Below are 20,067 nucleotides of genomic sequence, written 5' to 3' on the forward strand. Positions count from 1 at the left end.
CTCTGCATCGCAGGTCCCCGGCGTGGGAGGCGACGATGCCATCGGCGCGAGAAGCACTGCTGGACTCCGCACACTCGGCGCTCTCCGCGCTGCCCTGGACGGCCGTGCGCATGGTCGACGTGGCGGCGGCGGCCGGAGTCTCCCGGCAGACCCTCTACAACGAGTTCGGCAGCAAGGGCGGCCTGGCCCGCGCGCTGATCCGGCGCGCGGCGGACAGGTATCTGGCCGGCGCGGAGGAGGCGCTCGGCGCTCACCGGGCCGGGGTGACGGGGCCGGCGGAGCTGGCCCGCTGGACGGTCGCGGCGGCCCGCGCCGACGTGCTCGTCAAGGCGCTGCTGACCGGTGTCTGGGCCGACCGCCTACCCGCCCCGGGAGCCCTTCCCGCCGCCGGGCCCGGCGTGCCGCTTCCCACGCCCACCGAACTGCTCGCGCTCGTCCGGGACCGGGCCGTCGCCGAACTGGAGCGCGGTCCCGCGCCGCGCGAGCCGGGGGAGCTGCGGCTGGCCTGCGAGATCGCGCTGCGGCTCGCCCTCTCCTACGCGCTCGTACCGGCGGACGCAGCGGATCAGTGCGCCGAACCGGACAGCTGCAGACCGATCACGCCGATGATGACCAGGGAGATCGACACCAGCTTGAGGGCGGAGACCACGTCGTCGAGGAAGATCATCCCGTAGATCGCCGTCCCCGCCGCCCCGATACCCGTCCATACGGCGTACGCGGGTCCGACGTCGAGCTTCTTGAGGGCCAGCGTGAGCAGACCGAAGCTGCCGAGGGCGAACGCGCAGAACGCGATCGTCGGCCAGAGACGGGTGAAGCCGTGCGAGAGCTTCAGACACACGGCGAAGCCGGTCTCGAGCAGTCCGGCGACCACGACCAGCAACCACGCCATCGTCAGGTGCCTCCCACATAGGTGACGCTTCGTCCCACTCGACGCGATTATGCCCTTACCAAGAGGCACGGCCCGCAAACGCGCGCGTCGCGGGGCCCGGCGTCGGCCTCAGTCGCCCTCGCGCCGCTCCCGGGTCGAGAGCAGCCTGCGCAGCGAGTCGAGCCGCGCCGGATCCGCATGGCCCTCCGCGACCCACGCGTCCAGGGCGCACTCCGGCTCCTGGCCGTCATGGGTGCACCCGCGCGGGCAGTTCTCCGTGCCCGGCTGCAGATCGGGGAAGGCGTTGATGACGCGCGAGGGGTCGACGTGGTGCAGTCCGAACGACCGCACGCCCGGGGTGTCGACCACCCAGCCGCGGCCGTCGGGCAGCGGCAGCGCGAGCGCCGACGTGGTGGTGTGCCGGCCGCGGCCCGTGACGGCGTTGACCACCCCGGTCGTACGACGCCGGTCCTTCGGCACCAGGGCGTTGACCAGGGTCGTCTTGCCGACCCCGGAGTGTCCGACGAAAGCGGTCACCCGGTCGTTCAGCAGCTCGCGCACACGGTCGGCGGCGTCACCGTTCTCCAGCTCCTCGCGGCTGGTCACGATGTAGGGGACACCCAGCGGGGTGTACGCCTCCAGGAGCTTGTCCGCCGAGGCCAGGTCCGACTTGGTCAGCACCAGGAGCGGGGTCAGCCCGCCGTCGTACGCCGCCACGAGGCAGCGGTCGATCATGCGCGGGCGTGGTTCCGGGTCGGCGAGCGCCGTGACGATGGCCAGCTGGTCGGCGTTGGCGACGACCACCCGCTCGAACGGGTCGTCGTCGTCCGCCGTGCGGCGGAGCACCGACGTGCGGGCACCGATCCGCACGATGCGCGCCAGGGTGTCCTTGTCGCCGGAGAGGTCACCCACCAGCGAGACCCGGTCGCCCACCACGGCGGCCTTGCGGCCCAGCTCGCGGGCCTTCATGGCCACCACCGTACGGTCCTCGACCAGGCAGGTCAGCCTGCCCCGGTCGACGGTGAGGACCATGCCGTCCTCGGCGTCCTCGTGCTTGGGGCGGGTGTGCGTACGGGGCCGGTTGCCCTTGGGGTTGGGGCGGACGCGGATGTCGTCCTCGTCGGGGTTCTTCCCGTAGCGGCGCATGCCCTCAGACCCCGCGCCTCGCCGGCGCGGCGCCGCGCGCCCCGGGTGAGACGCCGACGGTGCCCGAGGGTTCCCCGAGCATGCCGGTCCACATCTCCGGGAAGTCCGGGAGGGTCTTGGCCGTCGTGGCGACGTTCTCGATCTCCACCCCGGCGACGGCGAGACCGATGATCGCGCCCGCGGTCGCCATCCGGTGGTCGTCGTACGTGTGGAAGGTCCCCGCGTGCAGCGGGCGCGGGTCGATGCGCAGGCCGTCGGCGGTCTCCGTGACGTCGCCGCCGAGACCGTTGATCTCCTTGGTGAGCGCCGCCAGGCGGTCCGTCTCGTGCAGCCGCAGGTGGGCCACGCCGCTCAGGGTGGACGGGGAGTCGGCGAGGGCGGCGAGGGCCGCGATGCCCGGTGTCAGCTCACCGACCTCGCTCAGGTCGACGTCGATGCCGTGGACCGTGCCTGAGCCGGTGAAGGTGAGACCGCGTTCGGTCAGCTCGCACGCGCCCCCCATTGCGGTGAAGATCTCGCGCAGCGCGTCACCCGGCTGGGTGGTCCTCAGCGGCCAGTCGGGGACGGTGACACGGCCTCCGGTCACCAGGGCCGCGGCCAGGAACGGCTGGGCGTTGGAGAGGTCGGGCTCGACGGTCAGGTCGCGGCCCAGCAGGGCGGAGGGGGAGACCCGCCAGACATCGGGTTCGCCGCCCGACTCCGGCTCGTCGACCTGGGCGCCGACGGAGCGCAGCATGTCGACGGTCATCCGGATGTGGGGCATGGACGGCAGGGCCGAGCCGGTGTGGCGTACCTCCACGCCCTGGTTGAACCGGGGGGCGGACAGCAGCAGCGCCGAGACGAACTGGGACGAGGAGGAGGCGTCGATGGACACCGGGCCGCCGTCCAGCGCGCCCGCGCCGTGCACGGTCAGCGGCAGCGTGCCCCGGCCGTCGTCGTCGATCCGGGCTCCCAGCGACTTCAGGGCGCCGATCACGCCGTGCAGCGGCCGCTCGTAGGACCGGGGGTCACCGTCGAAGTGGACGGGGCCGTCCGCGAGGCAGGCCACGGGAGGCAGGAAACGCATCACGGTGCCCGCGTTGCCCACGTCCACCCGGGCAGGGCCGTGCAGGCCGGCGGGGATGACGCGCCAGGCCTCACCCGAGCCGTCCGGGCCGACGCCCTCCTCGATGCCGACGCCCATCGCGCGGAGCGCCTGGGCCATCAGCAGGGTGTCGCGGCTGCGGAGCGGGCGGCGCAGCCACCCGGGCTCGGAGGAGAGCGAGGCGAGGACGAGAGCGCGGTTGGTGACCGACTTCGATCCGGGCACGGTGACGGTCGCGTCGACGGCCCCTGTCGCAAGGGGGGCGGGCCAGAGGGCGGGGTGCACGGAACTTTCGGTCATGCCCCTCACTTTAGTGGCTCAGCGCAAACCCAGATCCTGAACAAAAGGGAGGAAATAAGGGCGTAACGCAAGGGTGGTAGGGGCGAGCTCCCACCCCGCACCCTCACAGCCCGAGAAGCCAGCGTCCCCCGCCGATCAGCGAGCAGAGCGACACCGCGTGGAAGAGGAAGAGCCACATCGCGGCCGGCGCGTGCGTGAGCCGGGCGAGCTGGTCGGCGTCGGAGTCGGGGGCCCCGCCGTACCTGCGCTTGGACTGGAGCTCGAACGCCGGGCGCACGCCGCCGAGCAGCAGGAACCAGACCACCGTGTACGCGAACGCCGACTGGACGTCGGCCGAGGTCAGCCAGGACACCAGCAGGAAGGTCGCACCCGTGAGGATGACCGTGAGCGCCCCGTACAGGTTGCGGATCATCACCAGCATCACGGCCAGGAGCGCGGTCGCCAGCCACAGGAGCAGGGTGATCCGGCCGTTGGTCAGCAGCCAGGCGCCGCCCAGTCCGAGCAGCGGCGGTGCCGTGTAGCCGGCCGCCGCCGTGAGGATCATGCCGACGCCGGTGGGCTTGCCGCGGCTGACGGTGAGGCCGCTGGTGTCCGAGTGCAGCCGGATCCCGGAGAGCTGCCGCCCGGTGAGCAGGGCGACCAGCCCGTGGCCGCCCTCGTGCGCGATGGTGACCGCGTTGCGTGAGAGCCGCCATATGAGGTTCGGGACGACGGCGACGAGCGCCGCCGTGGCCGTGACCACCACCAGCCACTGCTCGGGGGCGGGCTGGATCCCGGAGACGCGATCCCACAGATCTCCCAGTTCGGTGCTGTCCATGGTGGGGGCGGCTCCTTGGAGTGCTTGAGGGATCGGCGTCCACTCGGGTGGCGGGTCGTGGCAGTCTGGCACTTATGTGCGGACGGTATGCAGCGAGTCGGCGGCCGGAGGATCTGACCGGGCTCTTCGGCGTGGAGAAGTGGGAACCCACGGAGACCTTGGAGCCCGACTGGAACGTCGCGCCCACCAAGGAGGTCTACGCGGTCCTGGACCGTCCTGTGAAGGACGCGGACGACCAGCGGCCGGTTCGCCAGCTTCGCGCCCTGAAGTGGGGGCTCGTACCGTCCTGGGCGAAGTCGCCGGAGGGCGGCGCCCGGATGATCAACGCCCGCGCCGAGACGGTCCACGAGAAGCCGTCCTTCCGCCGCCCCTTCGTGTCGCGGCGCTGCATCCTGCCCGCCGACGGCTACTACGAGTGGGTCACCGGGGCCGACGAGCGCCAGCTGGAGGAGAAGGGCAGGAAGAAGCGGCCGCGCAAGCAGCCGTACTTCGTGACCCCCGCCGACGGCTCCGTGTTCGCCATGGCGGGCCTGTACGAGTTCTGGCGCGACCGGACGCTCCCCGACGACCATCCGCAGGCCTGGTGGGTCACCTGCTCGGTGATCACCACCGAGGCGGAGACGGCCCCCCTCGCCGTGGCCCCCGCCGAGGGACCCGGATCGCTGTCCGACATCCACCCCCGGATGCCGCTGATGCTGACCCCGGACCGCTGGGACGACTGGCTCGACCCGTCGCACACCGACGTCGAGGGACTGAAGGCGCTGCTGGAGCCGCCGCCCGGCGGGCTGATGCGGGCCTATCCGGTGGCCACCGCCGTCAGCAACGTGCGCAACAACGGCCCGGAACTCCTGGAGGAGCTCGCCGCGCCGGAGGTGGGCACGCTCTTCTGACCCGGCAGGATGGTGCTGTGAGCCGTACGACAGGGACAACGCAGAAGACGGAGAACGTCGGCACCGACGCCGGAGAGGCCAGGATCACCTGGTTCCCCGCGAAGGCGCCCCGCCTGGTGCTCGCCGCCGGCCACGGCGCCGGGGGCGGGATCGAGGCGCGGGACCTCCAGGCCCTGGCCGCGGCACTGCCGGGCCACGGGGTGACCGTGGCGCTGGTGGAGCAGCCGTGGCGGGTGGCCGGCAAGAAGCTCGCACCGGCGCCCCGGACCCTGGACACCGGCTGGCGCGGGCTGTGGCCCGCGCTGACGGTCCCGGGACTCCCCGTCGTCGCCGGGGGGCGCAGCGCGGGGGCCCGGGTCGCCTGCCGGACGGCGGCGGAGCTGGGCGCCCACGCCGTGCTCGCCCTGAGCTTCCCCCTGCACCCGCCGGGCAGGCCGGAGAAGTCGCGCGCGGACGAGCTGCTCGGCGCGGGCGCCCCCACCCTCGTCGTGCAGGGCGGCCGCGACCCGTTCGGCCGTCCGGAGGAGTTCCCTCCGGGGGACCACGGGCTCGTCGAGGTGCCGTACGCGGATCATGGGTTCGCCGTACCGAAGAAGGCGCCGCTGACCCAGGATCAGGCCCTGGAGACCCTCACCGGGGCGGTGGGCCGGTGGCTGGAGGGGCTCTCCTAGCCCCTCGCCCCCTCGGGCCCCGTCGCCCGGCCGGCCCCGGGAATGCGCCGTGCGGGACGTCTGTTGTGGCTGGTGTCGGTACAACAACGACCTACGTGGAGAGGGAGTCCGTCGCATGGGTTCGACCATCTGCCCGAGCCGCTCGAACGCCGCAGAGCTGGAGTGGACGGTGCTTCACGCGGCCAAGAGCACTCCGGCGCGCGCCCCGGGCGGAGCCGATCGACAGCCCGCGCAGAAGCAAGGTCGACTATTCTCCGATGCGAGCGGGTCCGGTTTCGGCCCCGTGACATCGTTGGAGGAGGTGGGTCCGGTCACTGGGACCGACACAGGGACCGACGACGGCCGTGCGCAGGAGACGACCGCGGAGCGCAACGCGCGCTTCGAGCGGGACGCCCTCGGATATCTCGACCAGATGTACTCGGCCGCGCTGCGCATGACGCGCAACCCCGCTGACGCCGAGGACCTGGTCCAGGAGACGTACGCGAAGGCGTACGGCTCCTTCCACCAGTTCCGCGAGGGTACGAACCTCAAGGCGTGGATGTACCGCATCCTCACCAACACCTTCATCAACTCGTACCGCAAGAAGCAGCGTGAACCCCAGCGGAGCGCCGCCGAGGAGATCGAGGACTGGCAGCTGGCACGTGCGGAGTCGCACATGTCGACGGGCCTGCGCTCGGCGGAGTCCCAGGCGCTCGACCACCTGCCGGACTCCGATGTGAAGTCCGCGCTGCAGTCGATCCCCGAAGAGTTCCGCATCGCCGTGTATCTCGCCGATGTAGAGGGCTTTGCCTACAAGGAGATCGCGGACATCATGGGGACACCCATCGGTACGGTGATGTCCCGGCTGCACCGGGGACGCCGTCAGCTGCGCGGCATGCTGGAGGACTACGCGCGTGAGCGCGGACTCGTCCCGGCCGGAGCCGGTGAGTCGGACGACACGAAAGGCTCGGCCTCATGAGCTGCGGAGAGCCGCACGAGACGGACTGCTCAGAGGTTCTCGACCATCTCTACGAGTTCCTCGACCACGAGATGCCCGAGGGCGACTTCACCAAGTTCGAGGTGCACTTCGAGGAGTGCTCCCCGTGCCTCGAGAAGTACGGCCTCGAGCAGGCCGTGAAGAAGCTGGTCAAGCGCTGCTGCGGCCAGGACGACGTCCCCGCCGACCTGCGCTCGAAGGTGATGGGACGGATCGACCTGATCCGTTCGGGGCAGGCCGTGCCCGAGCAGGACGTGGCCGTGGGCGGCGCCGACCGTCCGGCCGCCGCCGCCGAGTGACGGTGCTCACCCCGCCGTACCCCGAGCGCTGAACCCCCGGTCGTGTCACCCGAATGTGCTAATCCGGCCCGTTCGGGCCCCGGCCGACCCCCCACTGACTAGCCTGGCGCCTCCATCGACCAGGCTGGGGGCGGGCGGTACGGGTGAGGGGCACACCGGGGGCGGCGCGCGTCCTCATCCTCTGCGCGGCGGTCTGCGCCGTACTGGGCGCGCTTCCCGCGCTGTCCCCGGGGGCCGCCACCCCGTGGGGCACGCTCGGTCTCCTGGCCGCGCTGCATCTCGCCTGTGAACTGCCGGGACGCTGCCGTGTCCTCGGCAGCTCCGTGCCGGTCAGCGCGGGATCCTTCTTCCCCCTGCTGCTGGCCGCCGCGTTCCTGCTGCCGCCGTCCGCCGCCGTTCTCGTCGCCGTACCCGGCGCACTCGCGGGCCGGGTGGAGAGGCCCCCCGCGACGGCCCGCCGTCTCTGGCGGGCCGCCCAGCTGGCACTGGCCGTCGGGGCCTCCTCATGGGTGTACGCCTTCCTGGGCGGCCCCGCCACCCTCGGAGGCCCCTCGGACGGAGGCGTTCCCCGTCTTCCGTACGCCCTCCTCCCGGCCTGCGCGACGGCGCTCGTCCTCAGCCTCGTGCTGGCCGCGCTGGACGGTGGCATCCTCGTCACGGCCGAGCGCGTGGCCGTCAGGCACGCCTGGCGCGGGCTGCCGGCCCGGTCGGTGGGGCCGCACCTGGTGCACGCGCTCGCGGGGCTGATGATGGCGGTCCTGTGGCGCAGTTCCTACGGCCCGCTGTCGGCACTGGTCGTCCTGCTGCCCATGTACATCTCCTGCTGGGTGTTCGCGCAGTACCACCGCCGGCACGCCGCCCACCGCGCCACGATCCGGGCACTCGTCCAGGCGGTCGACATCAAGGACGGCTACACCCGGGGCCACAGCGAACGCGTGGGGCGCGCCTCCGAGCTGATCGCCCGTGAACTCGGCATGGAGGAGGACCGGATGGAGGCGCTCCGCTTCGCCGGCATCCTGCACGACGTCGGAAAGCTCGGAGTCCCGACGCGGGTCCTGCGCAAGGACGGGCCGCTCACACCCGATGAGCGCCGCGTGATCGAGCTGCACCCCGAGTACGGCCACGAGATCGTCCGGGGCATCGGCTTCCTGGACGAGGCCCGCGCGGCGATCCTGCACCACCACGAGCGGCTCGACGGCAGCGGCTATCCGTACGGCCTCTCCGGTGACACGATCCCCGAGTTCGCCCGGGTCGTCGCCGTCGCGGACGCCTTCGACGCGATGACCTCCACGCGCTCCTACCGGCGCGGACGGCCCGTCCCCGCGGCCGTGGAGGAGCTGGAGCGCTGCGCGGGGAGCCAGTTCGACCCGCGTATGGTGCGGGCGCTGGCCCGCGCCCTGGACCGCCACGGCTGGTCCGCGGCCGCCAACACGGTCACCTCGGACGAGGAGCCGGCCGGACTGCCGAGACCGCGGGCGGGCGCACGGCCGCCCGCCACCGGGTCCCCGGACCGCCGACGGGGACGGCACCGGTGACCCCGGGCCACCCGTCGCCGCCGGTCCTCGCGGTCCGTGGCGCCGCGCTGCTCCTCGCGCTCGTCGCGCTCGGACACACCCTGTGGAACGGCGTCGTCGAGCCGGGGCACGCCCTCGCCTTCGGGGTCCTGGTCGCCGTCGGCGAGCTGGCACGCTGGGGCGCCCTGCCCGAGGAGCGCGAGCCCGCGCCGCTGGGGGCAGCCGGAGCGCTCGCGTACGCGCTGCTCGGACGCAGCGCCGGTCAGGAGACGGCGCACGGTGTCCTCCAGGTGGTCACCGTCGTCGTCGCGGCGCAGCTGCTGGCCTCCGTGCCGCACGTGGCGCGCGGCAGCGGCCCCGGGCCCGACCAGGCGGCCCGCCGCGTCCTGGCCGCGGCCTTCGCGGCTCTGTGCTTCCAGCCGCTCCACCACACGGGCCGGTCGGAGCGCTGGTTCGGCGAGGGGCCGTACTTCGCTCTCTTCCTGCTCCTGCTGCTGGCCCTGACCGCCCTGTGCGACGCCGTCCTCGCGGCGCTCACGGCGGGCACGTCCCGGCCGTACGGGCCTCAGCTCCGCGACGAGCTGCGCGCCCTCAGCGGCATCGGCTCGGCGGTCTGCGCGACCGGTGCCGTCATGGCGCTCGGGGTGGCCGTCGCGGGGCTCTGGGCACTGCCCGTGCTCTGCGTGCCGCTGCTGCTCACCCAGGTGTCGTTCCGCCGGTACGCCGCCGTGCGTACGACCTACCGGCAGACCATCGCGTCGCTGGCCAGGTCCACGGAGATCGCCGGGTACACCCCGCACGGCCATGCCCGCAGGGTGGCCGACCTCTCGACGGCCGTCGGGCGGGAGCTGGGGCTCGCCGGCCCCGAGCTGACCGTGCTGGAGTACGCGGCGCTGATGCACGACATCGGCCAGCTCTCGCTCGTCGACCCGGTCGCCGACGGGGCGACCGCCGTCCTCCCGGCCGCCGAGCAGCGCCGGATCGCGCTGCTCGGCGGCGCGGTGGTCCGGCAGACGGGTGTGGATCCCGCGGTCGCGCTGGTGGTGGAGCAGCAGGCCGATCCGTACCGGGAACAGCAGACCGCCGCCAGGATCGTCCGTGCGGTGAACGCGTACGACGACCTGTGCGGGGAAGGCGTCAAAGGGCCCCTGGGGGCGCTGGAGCAGCTCAGGCTCGGCACCGGCCGCGACTACCAGCCGCAGGTGGTGGAGGCGCTGGCCAGAGTCCTGGCGCGGGGCGGTCTGACCCCGGTCGGGGCGGGGTAACCCATGGGTAATGAGCGAGCGTCCGGCCGGGCATGGTTGGATGCGAAGGAGAGCGGAAAACGAGGGTGTCCAGTCGGGACAGGCGGGAATCGTGAGGATCTTCGGGAAGGTACGGCATCGGCCGTCCGCCTCTTGGCGGCAGGCCACGGACCGCGCGTTCACGCTGATCGGCGACGGCCGGTACGAGGACGCGGGGGCGCTTCTGACGCGCGCGGCGGATCTGGAGCCCTGGCTCTCCGAGTCCTGGTTCAATCTGGCGCTGCTGCACAAGTTCCGGCACGACTGGGAACAGGCGAGGGCCGCGGGTCTGCGCGCCGTCGCCCTGCTCGACCGGGAGTCCGGAGCCCCGGACTGGTGGAACGTCGGGATCGCGGCCACCGCGCTCCAGGACTGGCCGCTGGCGCGCCGGGCCTGGCAGGCGTACGGGCTGAAGGTGCCGGGCAGCGGCCAGCACAACGCGGCGGCGAACAGCGAGCCCACGGGCATGGAGCTGGGCAGCGCCGCCGTGCGGCTCTCGCCCGAGGGCGAGGCCGAGGTGGTCTGGGGCCGCAGGCTGGATCCGGCACGGTTGGAGGTGCTGTCGATCCCGCTGCCGTCGTCCGGCCGGCGCTGGGGCGAGGTCGTCCTGCACGACGGGGTGCCGAACGGTGAGCGGGTCACCGCCGCCGGGCCGTCCTACCCGGTCTTCGACGAGATCGAGCTGTGGGCCCCCTCTCCCGTCCCGACCTGGGTGGTGCTCCTGGAGGCCGCGACCGAGGCCGACCGGGACGCGCTGGAGCGGCTCGCCTCCGACGCCGGGTTCGCCGCCGAGGACTGGTCGTCCTCCGTGCGGCTGCTCTGCCGCGCCTGTTCGGAGAGCCGGATGGAGAGCGACGAGGGCGACGGCGAGCACCTGGACCCGCACGACCACAGCGAGCCGGGCCACCCGGGCCCCCTCGGCCACCGCACCGCGGGCGACCTCTGGGTGCCGGAGCGTGAGTGCGGCATAGCGGCCCCCGCCGGGCTGGTGCGCGGACTGCTGGACGGCTGGGTCGCGGACAGCCCGGACAGCCGCGAGTGGCGGGATCTGGAAGAAGTCTGCTGACCGGTGCCCGTAGGCTGTACGGGCACCGATGCGGGTGCGGGTACTCACGGGTTCAGGTTGCAGGAAGGCGTACGGCGGACATGTCGCAGCAGGAGACGGACCAGCAGGCCGGTGTGGACGACGAGGGATTCCTCGTGGACACCGAGGACTGCGAGGCGCGCGAGGCGGCGCACCGCGAGCGCGGCACCTCCCGCCCGATCACGGTGGTCGGCAACCCGGTCCTGCACAAGGAGTGCAGCGACGTCACGGAGTTCGACGACGAGCTCGCGCAGCTGATCGACGACATGTTCGCCAGTCAGCGGACGGCGGAGGGCGTGGGCCTGGCCGCCAACCAGATCGGTGTGAACCGCAAGGTCTTCGTCTACGACTGCCCGGACGACGACGGGGTGCGGCACGTCGGCGCCATCTGCAACCCGGTGCTGGAGGACCTCGCGCCGGAGCAGCGCAACCTCGACGACTCCAACGAGGGCTGCCTCTCCGTGCCCACGGCGTACGCCGCGCTCGCGCGTCCCGACTACGCGGTCGTGCGCGGTCAGGACGCCCAGGGCAACGCGGTGAAGGTGCGGGGCAGCGGCTACTTCGCGCGCTGCCTCCAGCACGAGACGGACCACCTGTACGGCTACCTGTACATCGACCGGCTCTCGAAGCGTGACCGCAAGGACGCGCTGAAGCAGATGGCGGAGGGCACCCCGCGCTACGAGGTCGTTCCGAACGACTGATCGCCTCCGGAGAGGGGGCCCCGCCGACGGCGGGGCCCCCTCTCCGTGTCCGCAGGGGCACGGGGCGCCGACCGGTGTTCTCCCGGGCGTGGTTGACGCGCGTCGACCCGTCCGACAGGCTCACCCTCACACCGCTCCACCACGCCTCACCGTGCAGGGAGAACCCCATGATCAGACGCACCGCACATCTGCTGCTCGGCCTTGTCATGACCATGGCTTTTGCGATCGGCGGGGCCGTCGTCACGGCCGGCACCGCGCAGGCCGACGGTTGTTACACCTGGACGCGCACCCTGTCCCCGGGCGCCACGGGCAACGATGTCACCCAGCTCCAGATCCGGGTGGCGGGCTACCCGGGATACAACTCGGTGCTGGCCGTCGACGGCTCGTACGGCCCCGCCACGACGGCGGCGGTCAAGCGCTTCCAGTCCGCGTACGGCCTCGCCGCGGACGGTGTCGCCGGACCTGCCACACAGTCCAAGCTGTACGCGCTCCAGGACGACGACTGCACCCCCATCCACTTCACGTACCCCGAGCTCAACACGTGCAACAGCACCTGGGCGGGCGGGGCGGTCGCTGCGGGAACGGCCAAGGCCAACGCGCTGAGCAGCATGTGGAAGCTGGAGGCCCTGCGGCACGCGCTCGGTGACCAGTCGATCCGTGTCACCAGCGGCTTCCGCTCCACCTCCTGCAACTCGGCGGTCGGCGGAGCGACGAACAGCCGCCATCTGTACGGCGACGCCGTCGACCTCGGCTCCGGTCCGCACTCGCTCTGCACCATCGCCAAGCAGGCCCGCAACCACGGCTTCAACGGCATCCTCGGCCCGGGGTACGCGGGCCACAGCGACCACATCCACGTGAACCAGGGGCCGAGCCACTTCTGGTCGGCCTCCGGCTGCGGCATCTGACACCCGCCCCGGGGGTTCTCCGCTCAGGCCACCTCGGTCAGGTCGGAGGGCCCCCGGAAGGTGCGGCGGTACGCGTTCGGCGTCGTGCCCAGGGAGCGTACGAACTGGTGGCGCAGGGCCGCCGCGTTCCCGAAGCCGGTCCGTCCCGCGATCATGTCCATGGTCTCGTCCGAGGTCTCCAGCAGGTGCTGCGCCAGCAGGACGCGTTGCCGGAGCAGCCAGCGGTACGGCGTGGTCCCCGTCTCCTGCTGGAAACGGCGGGCGAAGGTCCGGGGCGACATGTGGGTGCGGTCGGCCAGCTGCTCGACGGTCAGCTCCTGGTCGAGGTGGTGCTCCATCCAGGCGAGGGTCTCGCCGACCGTGTCGCACCGGGTGCGCGGCAGCGGGCGCTTCACGTACTGCGCCTGGCCGCCGTCCCGGTGCGGGGGTACGACCATGCGGCGGGCGATGGCGTTGGCGACGGCGGGGCCGTGCGCCTGGCGGACCAGGTGCAGGGCGGCGTCGATGCCCGCGGCCGTCCCCGCCGAGGTGATGACCGGGCCCTCGTCCACGTACAGCACGTCCGGCTCCACCCGGGCCTCGGGATAGCGGCGGGCCAGCTCGTCGGCGTGCCGCCAGTGCGTGGTGCAGCGGCGGCCGTCCAGGAGCCCGGCGGCACCGAGGACGAAGGCGCCGGAGCAGACGCTCAGCACCCGCGCGCCGCGCGCCACGGTCCGCCGCAGGGCCGCGAGGACCTCCTCGGGGTACTCCCTGGCCACGAAACTGCCGCCGGCCGGGACGGCGACGAGGTCCGCCTCCTCCAGGCGGTCCAGCCCGTGCGGTGTGCTGATCGTGAATCCGGCATGGGTCCGCAGGGCCTGTCCCTCGGCGGAGACCACCGCGAAGTCCTGCACGGGCAGGCCTTCCTCGGACCGGTCGAGGCCGAACACCTCGCACAGCACGCCGAGTTCGAACGGATGGACCTCGTCGAGGAGCAGAACGGCGACATTCTTCAGCATGACGCCAGTGTGGCAGCAATTCGATGGTGTGTGACAGTCCTGCCACTGCCGGAATCCGGGCGCACGGACGACAGTGGAGCCATGAACACATTCCTGAGCTACCTGGCCATAGCCGCACTTTTCGCCCTCGTCCTGCTGCCCGCCGTCCTCGGGTTCGCGCGGGAGCGCCGGATCGACCGCGAACTGCGGGAGGCACGACGGAACGGGGAAGCCGCCGCGCCCCCGGGAACGACCGGCGCCGCGCGGCCGGTCCCGGCCACGCGGCGCCCCCACCTCAGGTCGTGGGCGAGGGTCTAGAAGTCGTCGTCGAAGCCGACGGACCCCTCCACCGCCACCTGGTACGCGGAGGGGCGGCGCTCGAAGAAGTTCGTCAGCTCCTGCACCCCCTGGAGCTCCATGAAGGAGAACGGGTTCTCCGAACCGTAGAGCGGCGGGAATCCGAGGCGGGTGAGCCGCTGGTCGGCGACGCACTCCAGGTACTGGCGCATCGACTCGGTGTTCATGCCGGGCAGGCCCTCGCCGCACAGGTCGCGGCCGAACTGCAGCTCCGCCTCGACGGCCTCCTTCAGCATGTCGGTGACCTGCTGCTGGAGCTCGTCGTCGAAGAGGTCCGGCTCCTCCTTGCGGACGGTGTCCACGACCTCGAAGGCGAAGTTCATGTGCATGGTCTCGTCACGGAACACCCAGTTGGTGCCCGTGGCGAGGCCGTGCAGCAGCCCGCGCGAGCGGAACCAGTAGACGTACGCGAACGCGCCGTAGAAGAACAGCCCCTCGATGCACGCGGCGAAGCAGATGAGGTTCAGCAGGAAGCGGCGGCGGTCGGCCTTCGTCTCCAGCCGCTCGATCTTCTCGACCGAGTCCATCCACCGGAAGCAGAACTGGGCCTTCTCGCGGATCGAGGGGATCTCCTCGACCGCGTCGAAGGCCGCCGCGCGGTCCTCCGGGTCGGGCAGGTAGGTGTCGAGCAGCGTCAGGTAGAACTGGACGTGCACGGCCTCCTCGAACAGCTGGCGCGACAGGTAGAGCCGCGCCTCGGGGGAGTTGATGTGCTTGTAGAGCGTCAGCACCAGGTTGTTGGAGACGATCGAGTCGCCCGTCGCGAAGAAGGCGACGAGCCGGCCGATCATGTGCTGCTCACCGGGCGAGAGCTTGGCGAGGTCGGAGACGTCGGAGTGGAGATCGACCTCCTCCACCGTCCAGGTGTTCTTGATCGCGTCCCGGTACCGCTCGTAGAAGTCCGGGTAGCGCATGGGACGCAGGGTCAGTTCGAAGCCCGGGTCGAGCAGGTTCTTGTTCTCGTTGGTGCTCATTACTGGCAGGCCTCGCAGGACTCGGGGTTTTCGAGGGAGCAGGCGATCGCGTCCGCGTCGGGGGCGGAAGCCTGCTGGACGGGGATCGGGGCGGCGGCGGCAGCCGTCCCGGACGCCGCGCGGGCGATCCGGGTCGCCGGCCGCGACCGCAGGTAGTACGTCGTCTTCAGCCCCTGCTTCCAGGCGTACGCGTACATCGAGGAGAGCTTGCCGATCGTCGGCGTCTCCAGGAACAGGTTGAGCGACTGGCTCTGGTCGAGGAACGGCGTACGGGCCGCCGCCATGTCGATGAGGCCGCGCTGCGGGATCTCCCACGCCGTGCGGTACAGCGCCCGCACGTCCTCGGGGATCCAGGCGAAGCCCTGCACGGACCCGCTGGCCTCGCGCAGCGCCTCGCGGGTGCGGGCGTCCCAGACGCCGAGCTTCTTCAGCTCGTCGACCAGGTAGGCGTTGACCTGGAGGAACTCGCCGCTGAGCGTCTCGCGCTTGAAGAGGTTGGAGACCTGCGGCTCGATGCACTCGTACACCCCGGCGATCGAGGCGATCGTCGCCGTCGGGGCGATGGCGAGCAGCAGGGAGTTGCGCATGCCGCTCTTCGCGACCCGGGCGCGCAGCGCCTCCCAGCGCTCCGGCCAGTTCAGCTCGGTGTCGTAGTGGTCCGGGTGCAGCACGCCGCGCGCGGCGCGGGTCTCGGACCAGGCGGGCAGCGGGCCCGACCTCTCCGCGAGGTCGCAGGACGCCTCGTAGGCGGCGAGCATGATCCGCTCGGAGATCCGCGTGGAGAGCGCGCGGGCCTCGGGCGAGTCGAAGGGCAGGCGCAGCTGGAAGAAGACGTCCTGGAGTCCCATCGCGCCCAGACCCACCGGCCGCCAGCGGGCGTTGGAGCGCCCGGCCTGCTCGGTCGGGTAGAAGTTGATGTCCACGACGCGGTCGAGGAAGGTCACCGCCGTACGGACGGTCGCGTCCAGCCGCTCCCAGTCGATCGAACCGTCGGCGACGAACGCGCCGAGGTTGACCGAACCCAGGTTGCAGACGGCGGTCTCACCGTCGTCGGTGACCTCCAGGATCTCGGTGCAGAGATTCGAGGAGTGCACGACCCGGCCCGGCTCCGCCGTCTGGTTCGCCGTGCGGTTGGAGGCGTCCTTGAACGTCATCCAGCCCTGGCCGGTCTGCGCGAGCGTGCGCATCATGCGGCCGTACAGCTCACGGGCGGGCATCGTCCTGCGGGCCAGGCCCTTCGCCTCGGCCGCGCGGTAGGCCGCGTCGAACTCGTCGCCCCACAGGTCCACGAGCTCCGGGGTGTCCGCCGGGGAGAACAGCGACCACTCCGTGTCCGCGTCCACGCGGCGCATGAACTCGTCCGGGATCCAGTGCGCCAGGTTGAGGTTGTGCGTGCGCCGCTGGTCCTCACCGGTGTTGTCGCGCAGCTCCAGGAACTCCTCGATGTCCGCGTGCCAGGTCTCCAGGTAGACGGCGGCGGCCCCCTTGCGGCGGCCCCCCTGGTTGACCGCGGCGACCGAGGCGTCCAGCGTCTTCAGGAACGGGACGATGCCGTTGGAGTGCCCGTTGGTCCCCCGGATGAGTGAACCCCGGGCACGGATGCGGGAGTACGAGAGGCCGATGCCGCCCGCGTGCTTGGAGAGGCGCGCCACCTGGTGGTAACGGTCGTAGATCGAGTCGAGCTCGTCCAGCGGCGAGTCCAGCAGGTAGCAGGAGGACATCTGCGGGTGCCGGGTGCCGGAGTTGAAGAGGGTGGGGGAGGACGGCAGGTAGTCGAGCCGGCTCATCAGGTTGTACAGCGCGGCGACTTCGCCCAGGGCGCGCTCGGAGGTGTCCTCGGCGAGCCCGGCGGCGACGCGCAGCATGAAGTGCTGCGGCGTCTCGACGACCTCCCGGGTGATCGGGTGACGCAACAGGTACCGGCTGTGCAGAGTCCGCAGCCCGAAGTAGCCGAAGCGGTCGTCGGCGCCGTCGGCGAGGGCCTGGTCGACCAGGGCGTCGAGGGCGGCGGCGTGCAGCGTGACGAACTCGGCCGTCCGGTCCGCGATCAGGCCCTCGCGGTGTCCGACGGCGACCGACGCCGAGAAGGAGACGGCACCCTGACCGGCGGCCTCGTCGGCGACGGCCAGGGTGAGGAGCCGGGCCGCGAGCCGGGAGTACGCCGGGTCCTCGGAGATCAGGCCGGCGGCGGCCTCGGTGGCCAGCGAGCGCAGCTCGGCCTCGTCCGACCGGGCGTTGCGGCCACGCAGCGCGGCGGCGGCGACCCGTCCGGGGTCGGTGTCGGGCAGATCGGCGGTGAGACCGGTCAGGGTCCGCAGGAGTGCGGTCCCGGGCGCGTCGGTCGTGCGGCCTTCGTATTCCGCGGCTGAAACCGGGTCTGCTGGCGCGATGGTCACTTGGGGCTATCCCTCGCTCGGCTCAGGGCCTGCGGGAGCGGGGGGCCGGACACGTGGACACCCGGGGGAGGGCAGCACGGCGCGCACGGCGTCCACCGGCCCTCCGCGGGGCCCGGACGTCTCTGCGCCCGGTTCGGTCGAGCCGGACGCGCTGCCGACAGGTCTTCGGACTCCGCGGTGCGCGAAAGCACACCGATCACACCGTTGCGGGACAGTTCCGGATTCGCACCGGATTCCCCTGCGGCGACAGCGAGGTCGAGCATACATGTGGGGGCCGCCAGTTATGGCAGCCCCCACATGTAGTGTCGTGATGGCTCAGAAGGCCAGGCGGAATGTGAGGAGGGGCAAGCCCGGGAGAGGGCTCCAGTCCCGCTCCGGCGTCCGTACGAAGCCGAGGCGGCGGTAGATCCGGTGGGCGGCCTCCATGGACGACCGGGTCGACAGGACGATCCCGGAGAGCCCTTCGGTGGCACGTGCCCGCTCGACGCAGGCCCGTACGAGCGCCTCACCCGCACCGCGCCCACGCGCCTTCGCGGAGACGGCCAGCATCCGGAACTCGGCCTCGTCCTCCCCGGCGATGTCCGCCCAGGGGCTCCCGGGCGGGACATAGGTGACCCCGCCCAGCAGATCGCCGTCGGCGTCCGCCGCGACCAGTACCAGGGCCTCGGCGGCCCGTCGCCCGATGGCGCGAAGCTGTTCCAGATAGGGGTCGTCGGCGCCGAAGTCCAGCAGCCCGTCGTCGAGATACGCCTGGGCGGTCATCTCACCGAGGGCCTCGTGCTCCTCGGCGTGGACCGGTCTGATCGAGACATCCATGGGCGTCAGTCTCCCCCCGCCCGCGCGCCGGGCGCACGCCTTTTCCGGGGCCGCGCTCTGCGCACACAGAGGAACGTCCCGGCGGGGCGGACCCCGCCGGGACGTACGCCATCGGGTCCTACACCCGTTGCAGCGGTTCGTCGTCGCCCGGTGCGCCCACCGTGGCCGGCGGGAGCTCGGCCTTGACGCCCGGGTCGCCGACGTCCGCCGTGTAGTCGGACGGAGAGGTCTCGTCCACGCCGGCCGGGGCCTTCAGCGCGTTCAGGACGAAGGTCAGCACGACCACGACGACGATGTTCAGCACGATCGCGGTGAGACCGATGTAGCCGATCTCGCCGATGCCCGGAATCTCCTTCGAGGACCCGCCGAAGTGCTTCTGGGTCGGGCTGGCCACGCCGTACGCGGCCACCGTGCCGTAGAGCATGCCGACCGCCCAGCCGGCGATCAGGGCCCAGCGGTGGAACCACCGGGTGAACAGACCGCCCACCAGGGCCGGCATCGTCTGGAGGATCCAGATGCCGCCCAGCAGCTGGAAGTTGATCGCGACCGTCTTGTCCATGGTGAGGACGAAGGCGAGCGCGCCGACCTTCACCAGCAGCGAGACCAGCTTGGAGACCTTGGTCTCCTGCGCCGGGGTCGCGTCGGGCTTGATGAAGTCCTTGTAGATGTTCCGGGTGAAGAGGTTCGCCGCGGCGATCGACATGATCGCGGCGGGCACCAGGGCGCCGATGCCGATCGCGGCGAAGGCCACGCCCGCGAACCAGTCGGGGAACATGTTCTCGAACAGCTGGGGGATCGCCAGCTGGCCGTTGTCCACCTTGATCCCGGCGGCGATCGCCATGAAGCCGAGCAGGGCGAGCAGGCCGAGCATCAGTGAGTACAGCGGCAGGATCGTGGTGTTGCGCCGGATCACCTCACGGCTGCGGCTGGAGAGCGTCGCCGTGATCGAGTGGGGGTACATGAAGAGCGCCAGCGCAGAGCCGAGTGCCAGCGTGGCGTAGCCCCACTGGCCCATCTCCCCGGGGACGAGTGCGCCGCGAGGCTTGCCCGTCGCCTCGTTGGTCTGGGCGAACGCCTCACCGGCCTTGGCGAAGATGTCGTCGAAGCCCCCGAGCTTGATCGGGATGTAGATGATGGCCACCGCGATGACCAGGTAGATCAGGCCGTCCTTGACGAACGCGATGAGCGCGGGTGCGCGCAGTCCCGAGGAGTACGTGTACGCGGCGAGCACGGCGAACGCGATCAGCAGCGGCAGGTCCTTGATGAACCAGTGCGTGGTCTCGCCGCCGCCGACGCCCATGACGTCCAGCACGGCCTGGATGCCGACCAGCTGGAGCGCGATGTACGGCATCGTGGCGAGGATGCCGGTGAGGGCGACCGCCAGCGAGAGCCCCTTCGAGCCGAACCGGCCCCGCACGAAGTCCGAGGTGGTGACGTAGCCGTGCTTGTGCGAGACGGACCACAGGCGCGGCAGGAAGGTGAAGATCAGCGGGTAGACGAGGATCGTGTAGGGGACCGCGAAGAAGCCGGCCGCGCCCGCCGCGTAGATCGCCGCGGGCACCGCGACGAAGGTGTACGCCGTGTAGAGGTCGCCGCCGAGCAGGAACCAGGTGACCCAGGTGCCGAACGACCGTCCGCCCAGGCCCCATTCGTCGAGGCTGGCCTCGTTCTCGGCCTTGCGCCAGCGCGCGGCCATGAATCCGACGACCGTGACGGCCAGGAAGAAGAAGATGAACACGGCGAGTGCCACACCGTTGACGCCGTCCTTCACGCGGACGCACCTCCCTTGCGGGCGCGCTGGTCACGCTGCCACAGCTTGTACGCGATCATGGTCAGCGCGGTCGAGACGAGCACCCAGAGCATCTGGTACCAGTAGAAGAACGGGATGCCGATGAAGGTCGGTTCGACCTTCGCGTACGAGCTCACCCAGAGCATCGCCACGAACGGGGCGACGAGGCAGAGCGCGATGACCACCCTCGCGGGTGTCACCGTCGGTGCTGTCGGTGTTG

Annotated in this window: 21 protein-coding genes and 1 riboswitch; of the genes, 11 read left to right on the forward strand and 10 right to left on the reverse strand. The window is 71.7% G+C overall.

The genetic code is table 11. From position 1 onward, the window contains the following. Positions 1 to 35 precede the first annotated feature (35 nt). Positions 36 to 674 carry a TetR/AcrR family transcriptional regulator gene (locus OG488_RS25070; RefSeq protein WP_329232666.1) on the forward strand — a complete coding sequence of 213 codons (639 nt, stop codon included), beginning with the start codon at positions 36 to 38 and terminating at the stop codon, positions 672 to 674. Here the strand turns inward: OG488_RS25070 and OG488_RS25075 are convergent. From OG488_RS25075 to OG488_RS25090, 4 genes are all read right to left on the reverse strand, one after another. Continuing rightward, entirely contained in the window at positions 566 to 889 is a 324-nt protein-coding gene (locus tag OG488_RS25075) for a DMT family transporter (protein ID WP_329232667.1), read from the reverse strand. The two genes, OG488_RS25070 and OG488_RS25075, sit on opposite strands and share 109 nt — an antisense overlap. 108 nt (positions 890 to 997) lie before the next feature. Next, positions 998 to 2,014 (reverse strand): ribosome small subunit-dependent GTPase A, encoded by a 1,017-nt coding sequence (gene rsgA / locus OG488_RS25080; RefSeq protein WP_329232669.1) that lies wholly within the window; start codon positions 2,012 to 2,014, stop codon positions 998 to 1,000. A 4-nt stretch (positions 2,015 to 2,018) separates the two neighbouring features. After that, positions 2,019 to 3,398: a 3-phosphoshikimate 1-carboxyvinyltransferase gene (gene aroA / locus OG488_RS25085; protein ID WP_329232671.1), complete on the reverse strand. Its 1,380-nt coding sequence runs from the start codon at positions 3,396 to 3,398 to the stop codon at positions 2,019 to 2,021. A 103-nt stretch (positions 3,399 to 3,501) separates the two neighbouring features. Continuing rightward, positions 3,502 to 4,215 (reverse strand): M50 family metallopeptidase, encoded by a 714-nt coding sequence (locus OG488_RS25090; RefSeq protein WP_329232673.1) that lies wholly within the window; start codon positions 4,213 to 4,215, stop codon positions 3,502 to 3,504. 74 nt (positions 4,216 to 4,289) lie between these two features. Here OG488_RS25090 and OG488_RS25095 point away from each other — a divergent pair, with 74 nt between their 5' ends. The 9 genes from OG488_RS25095 (at position 4,290) to OG488_RS25135 (ending at position 12,538) form a co-directional block, all read left to right on the forward strand. Next, positions 4,290 to 5,105: an SOS response-associated peptidase gene (locus OG488_RS25095; RefSeq protein ID WP_329232674.1), complete on the forward strand. Its 816-nt coding sequence runs from the start codon at positions 4,290 to 4,292 to the stop codon at positions 5,103 to 5,105. Between the two features lie 17 nt (positions 5,106 to 5,122). Beyond that, a complete protein-coding gene (locus OG488_RS25100) occupies positions 5,123 to 5,776 on the forward strand; it encodes an alpha/beta hydrolase family protein (RefSeq protein WP_329232676.1) in 654 nt (217 codons plus the stop codon). Positions 5,777 to 6,077: 301 nt separating this feature from the next. Beyond that, the gene (locus tag OG488_RS25105; protein ID WP_187281824.1) at positions 6,078 to 6,734 is read left to right on the forward strand and encodes a sigma-70 family RNA polymerase sigma factor; all 657 of its coding nucleotides are present in this window, start codon (positions 6,078 to 6,080) and stop codon (positions 6,732 to 6,734) included. Then, on the forward strand, positions 6,731 to 7,051 hold the full coding sequence (gene rsrA, locus OG488_RS25110) for a mycothiol system anti-sigma-R factor (RefSeq protein WP_329232678.1): 321 nt from the start codon (positions 6,731 to 6,733) through the stop codon (positions 7,049 to 7,051). Before OG488_RS25105 ends, rsrA begins: the two co-directional genes overlap by 4 nt. A 143-nt stretch (positions 7,052 to 7,194) precedes the next feature. After that, entirely contained in the window at positions 7,195 to 8,586 is a 1,392-nt protein-coding gene (locus tag OG488_RS25115; protein ID WP_329232680.1) for an HD-GYP domain-containing protein, read from the forward strand. Further along, a complete protein-coding gene (locus OG488_RS25120) occupies positions 8,583 to 9,830 on the forward strand; it encodes an HD-GYP domain-containing protein (RefSeq protein WP_329232682.1) in 1,248 nt (415 codons plus the stop codon). Before OG488_RS25115 ends, OG488_RS25120 begins: the two co-directional genes overlap by 4 nt. A gap of 91 nt (positions 9,831 to 9,921) precedes the next feature. Next, positions 9,922 to 10,914 carry a tetratricopeptide repeat protein gene (locus OG488_RS25125; protein WP_329232684.1) on the forward strand — a complete coding sequence of 331 codons (993 nt, stop codon included), beginning with the start codon at positions 9,922 to 9,924 and terminating at the stop codon, positions 10,912 to 10,914. An 80-nt stretch (positions 10,915 to 10,994) separates the two neighbouring features. Continuing rightward, positions 10,995 to 11,633: a peptide deformylase gene (gene def / locus OG488_RS25130; protein WP_329232686.1), complete on the forward strand. Its 639-nt coding sequence runs from the start codon at positions 10,995 to 10,997 to the stop codon at positions 11,631 to 11,633. A 167-nt stretch (positions 11,634 to 11,800) separates the two neighbouring features. Next, entirely contained in the window at positions 11,801 to 12,538 is a 738-nt protein-coding gene (locus OG488_RS25135; RefSeq protein WP_329232688.1) for a D-Ala-D-Ala carboxypeptidase family metallohydrolase, read from the forward strand. A gap of 23 nt (positions 12,539 to 12,561) precedes the next feature. Here the strand turns inward: OG488_RS25135 and OG488_RS25140 are convergent, their stop codons facing one another. Next, complete coding sequence (locus tag OG488_RS25140; RefSeq protein WP_329232690.1) at positions 12,562 to 13,536, reverse strand: GlxA family transcriptional regulator; 975 nt, start codon at positions 13,534 to 13,536, stop codon at positions 12,562 to 12,564. Between the two features lie 81 nt (positions 13,537 to 13,617). Between OG488_RS25140 and OG488_RS25145 the strand changes: the two genes are divergently transcribed. Then, on the forward strand, positions 13,618 to 13,833 hold the full coding sequence (locus OG488_RS25145; protein WP_329232692.1) for a hypothetical protein: 216 nt from the start codon (positions 13,618 to 13,620) through the stop codon (positions 13,831 to 13,833). On the opposite strand, the gene OG488_RS25150 is transcribed toward OG488_RS25145, so the two are convergent. The 5 genes from OG488_RS25150 to OG488_RS25170 all read right to left on the reverse strand — a co-directional run bounded on the left by OG488_RS25150 (position 13,830) and on the right by OG488_RS25170 (position 20,032). Then, positions 13,830 to 14,846, reverse strand: a complete 1,017-nt coding sequence (locus OG488_RS25150) for a ribonucleotide-diphosphate reductase subunit beta (RefSeq protein WP_329232694.1) — start codon at positions 14,844 to 14,846, stop codon at positions 13,830 to 13,832. The genes OG488_RS25145 and OG488_RS25150 overlap by 4 nt on opposite strands. Then, positions 14,846 to 17,242, reverse strand: coding sequence for a ribonucleoside-diphosphate reductase subunit alpha (locus OG488_RS25155; protein ID WP_329232696.1), 2,397 nt, complete (start codon positions 17,240 to 17,242; stop codon positions 14,846 to 14,848). The genes OG488_RS25150 and OG488_RS25155 overlap by 1 nt, the downstream gene beginning before the upstream one ends. A gap of 139 nt (positions 17,243 to 17,381) precedes the next feature. Next, positions 17,382 to 17,505, reverse strand: a riboswitch (cobalamin riboswitch). Between the two features lie 52 nt (positions 17,506 to 17,557). Beyond that, positions 17,558 to 18,058 carry a GNAT family N-acetyltransferase gene (locus tag OG488_RS25160; protein ID WP_329232698.1) on the reverse strand — a complete coding sequence of 167 codons (501 nt, stop codon included), beginning with the start codon at positions 18,056 to 18,058 and terminating at the stop codon, positions 17,558 to 17,560. A 118-nt stretch (positions 18,059 to 18,176) separates the two neighbouring features. Continuing rightward, positions 18,177 to 19,829: a monocarboxylate uptake permease MctP gene (gene mctP, locus OG488_RS25165; RefSeq protein WP_329232700.1), complete on the reverse strand. Its 1,653-nt coding sequence runs from the start codon at positions 19,827 to 19,829 to the stop codon at positions 18,177 to 18,179. Continuing rightward, positions 19,826 to 20,032 (reverse strand): DUF3311 domain-containing protein, encoded by a 207-nt coding sequence (locus tag OG488_RS25170; RefSeq protein WP_386856570.1) that lies wholly within the window; start codon positions 20,030 to 20,032, stop codon positions 19,826 to 19,828. The genes mctP and OG488_RS25170 overlap by 4 nt, the downstream gene beginning before the upstream one ends. Positions 20,033 to 20,067: the final 35 nt, after the last annotated feature.

The sequence above is a fragment of the Streptomyces sp. NBC_01460 genome, from assembly GCF_036227405.1.
Classification (GTDB): Bacteria; Actinomycetota; Actinomycetes; order Streptomycetales; family Streptomycetaceae; genus Streptomyces.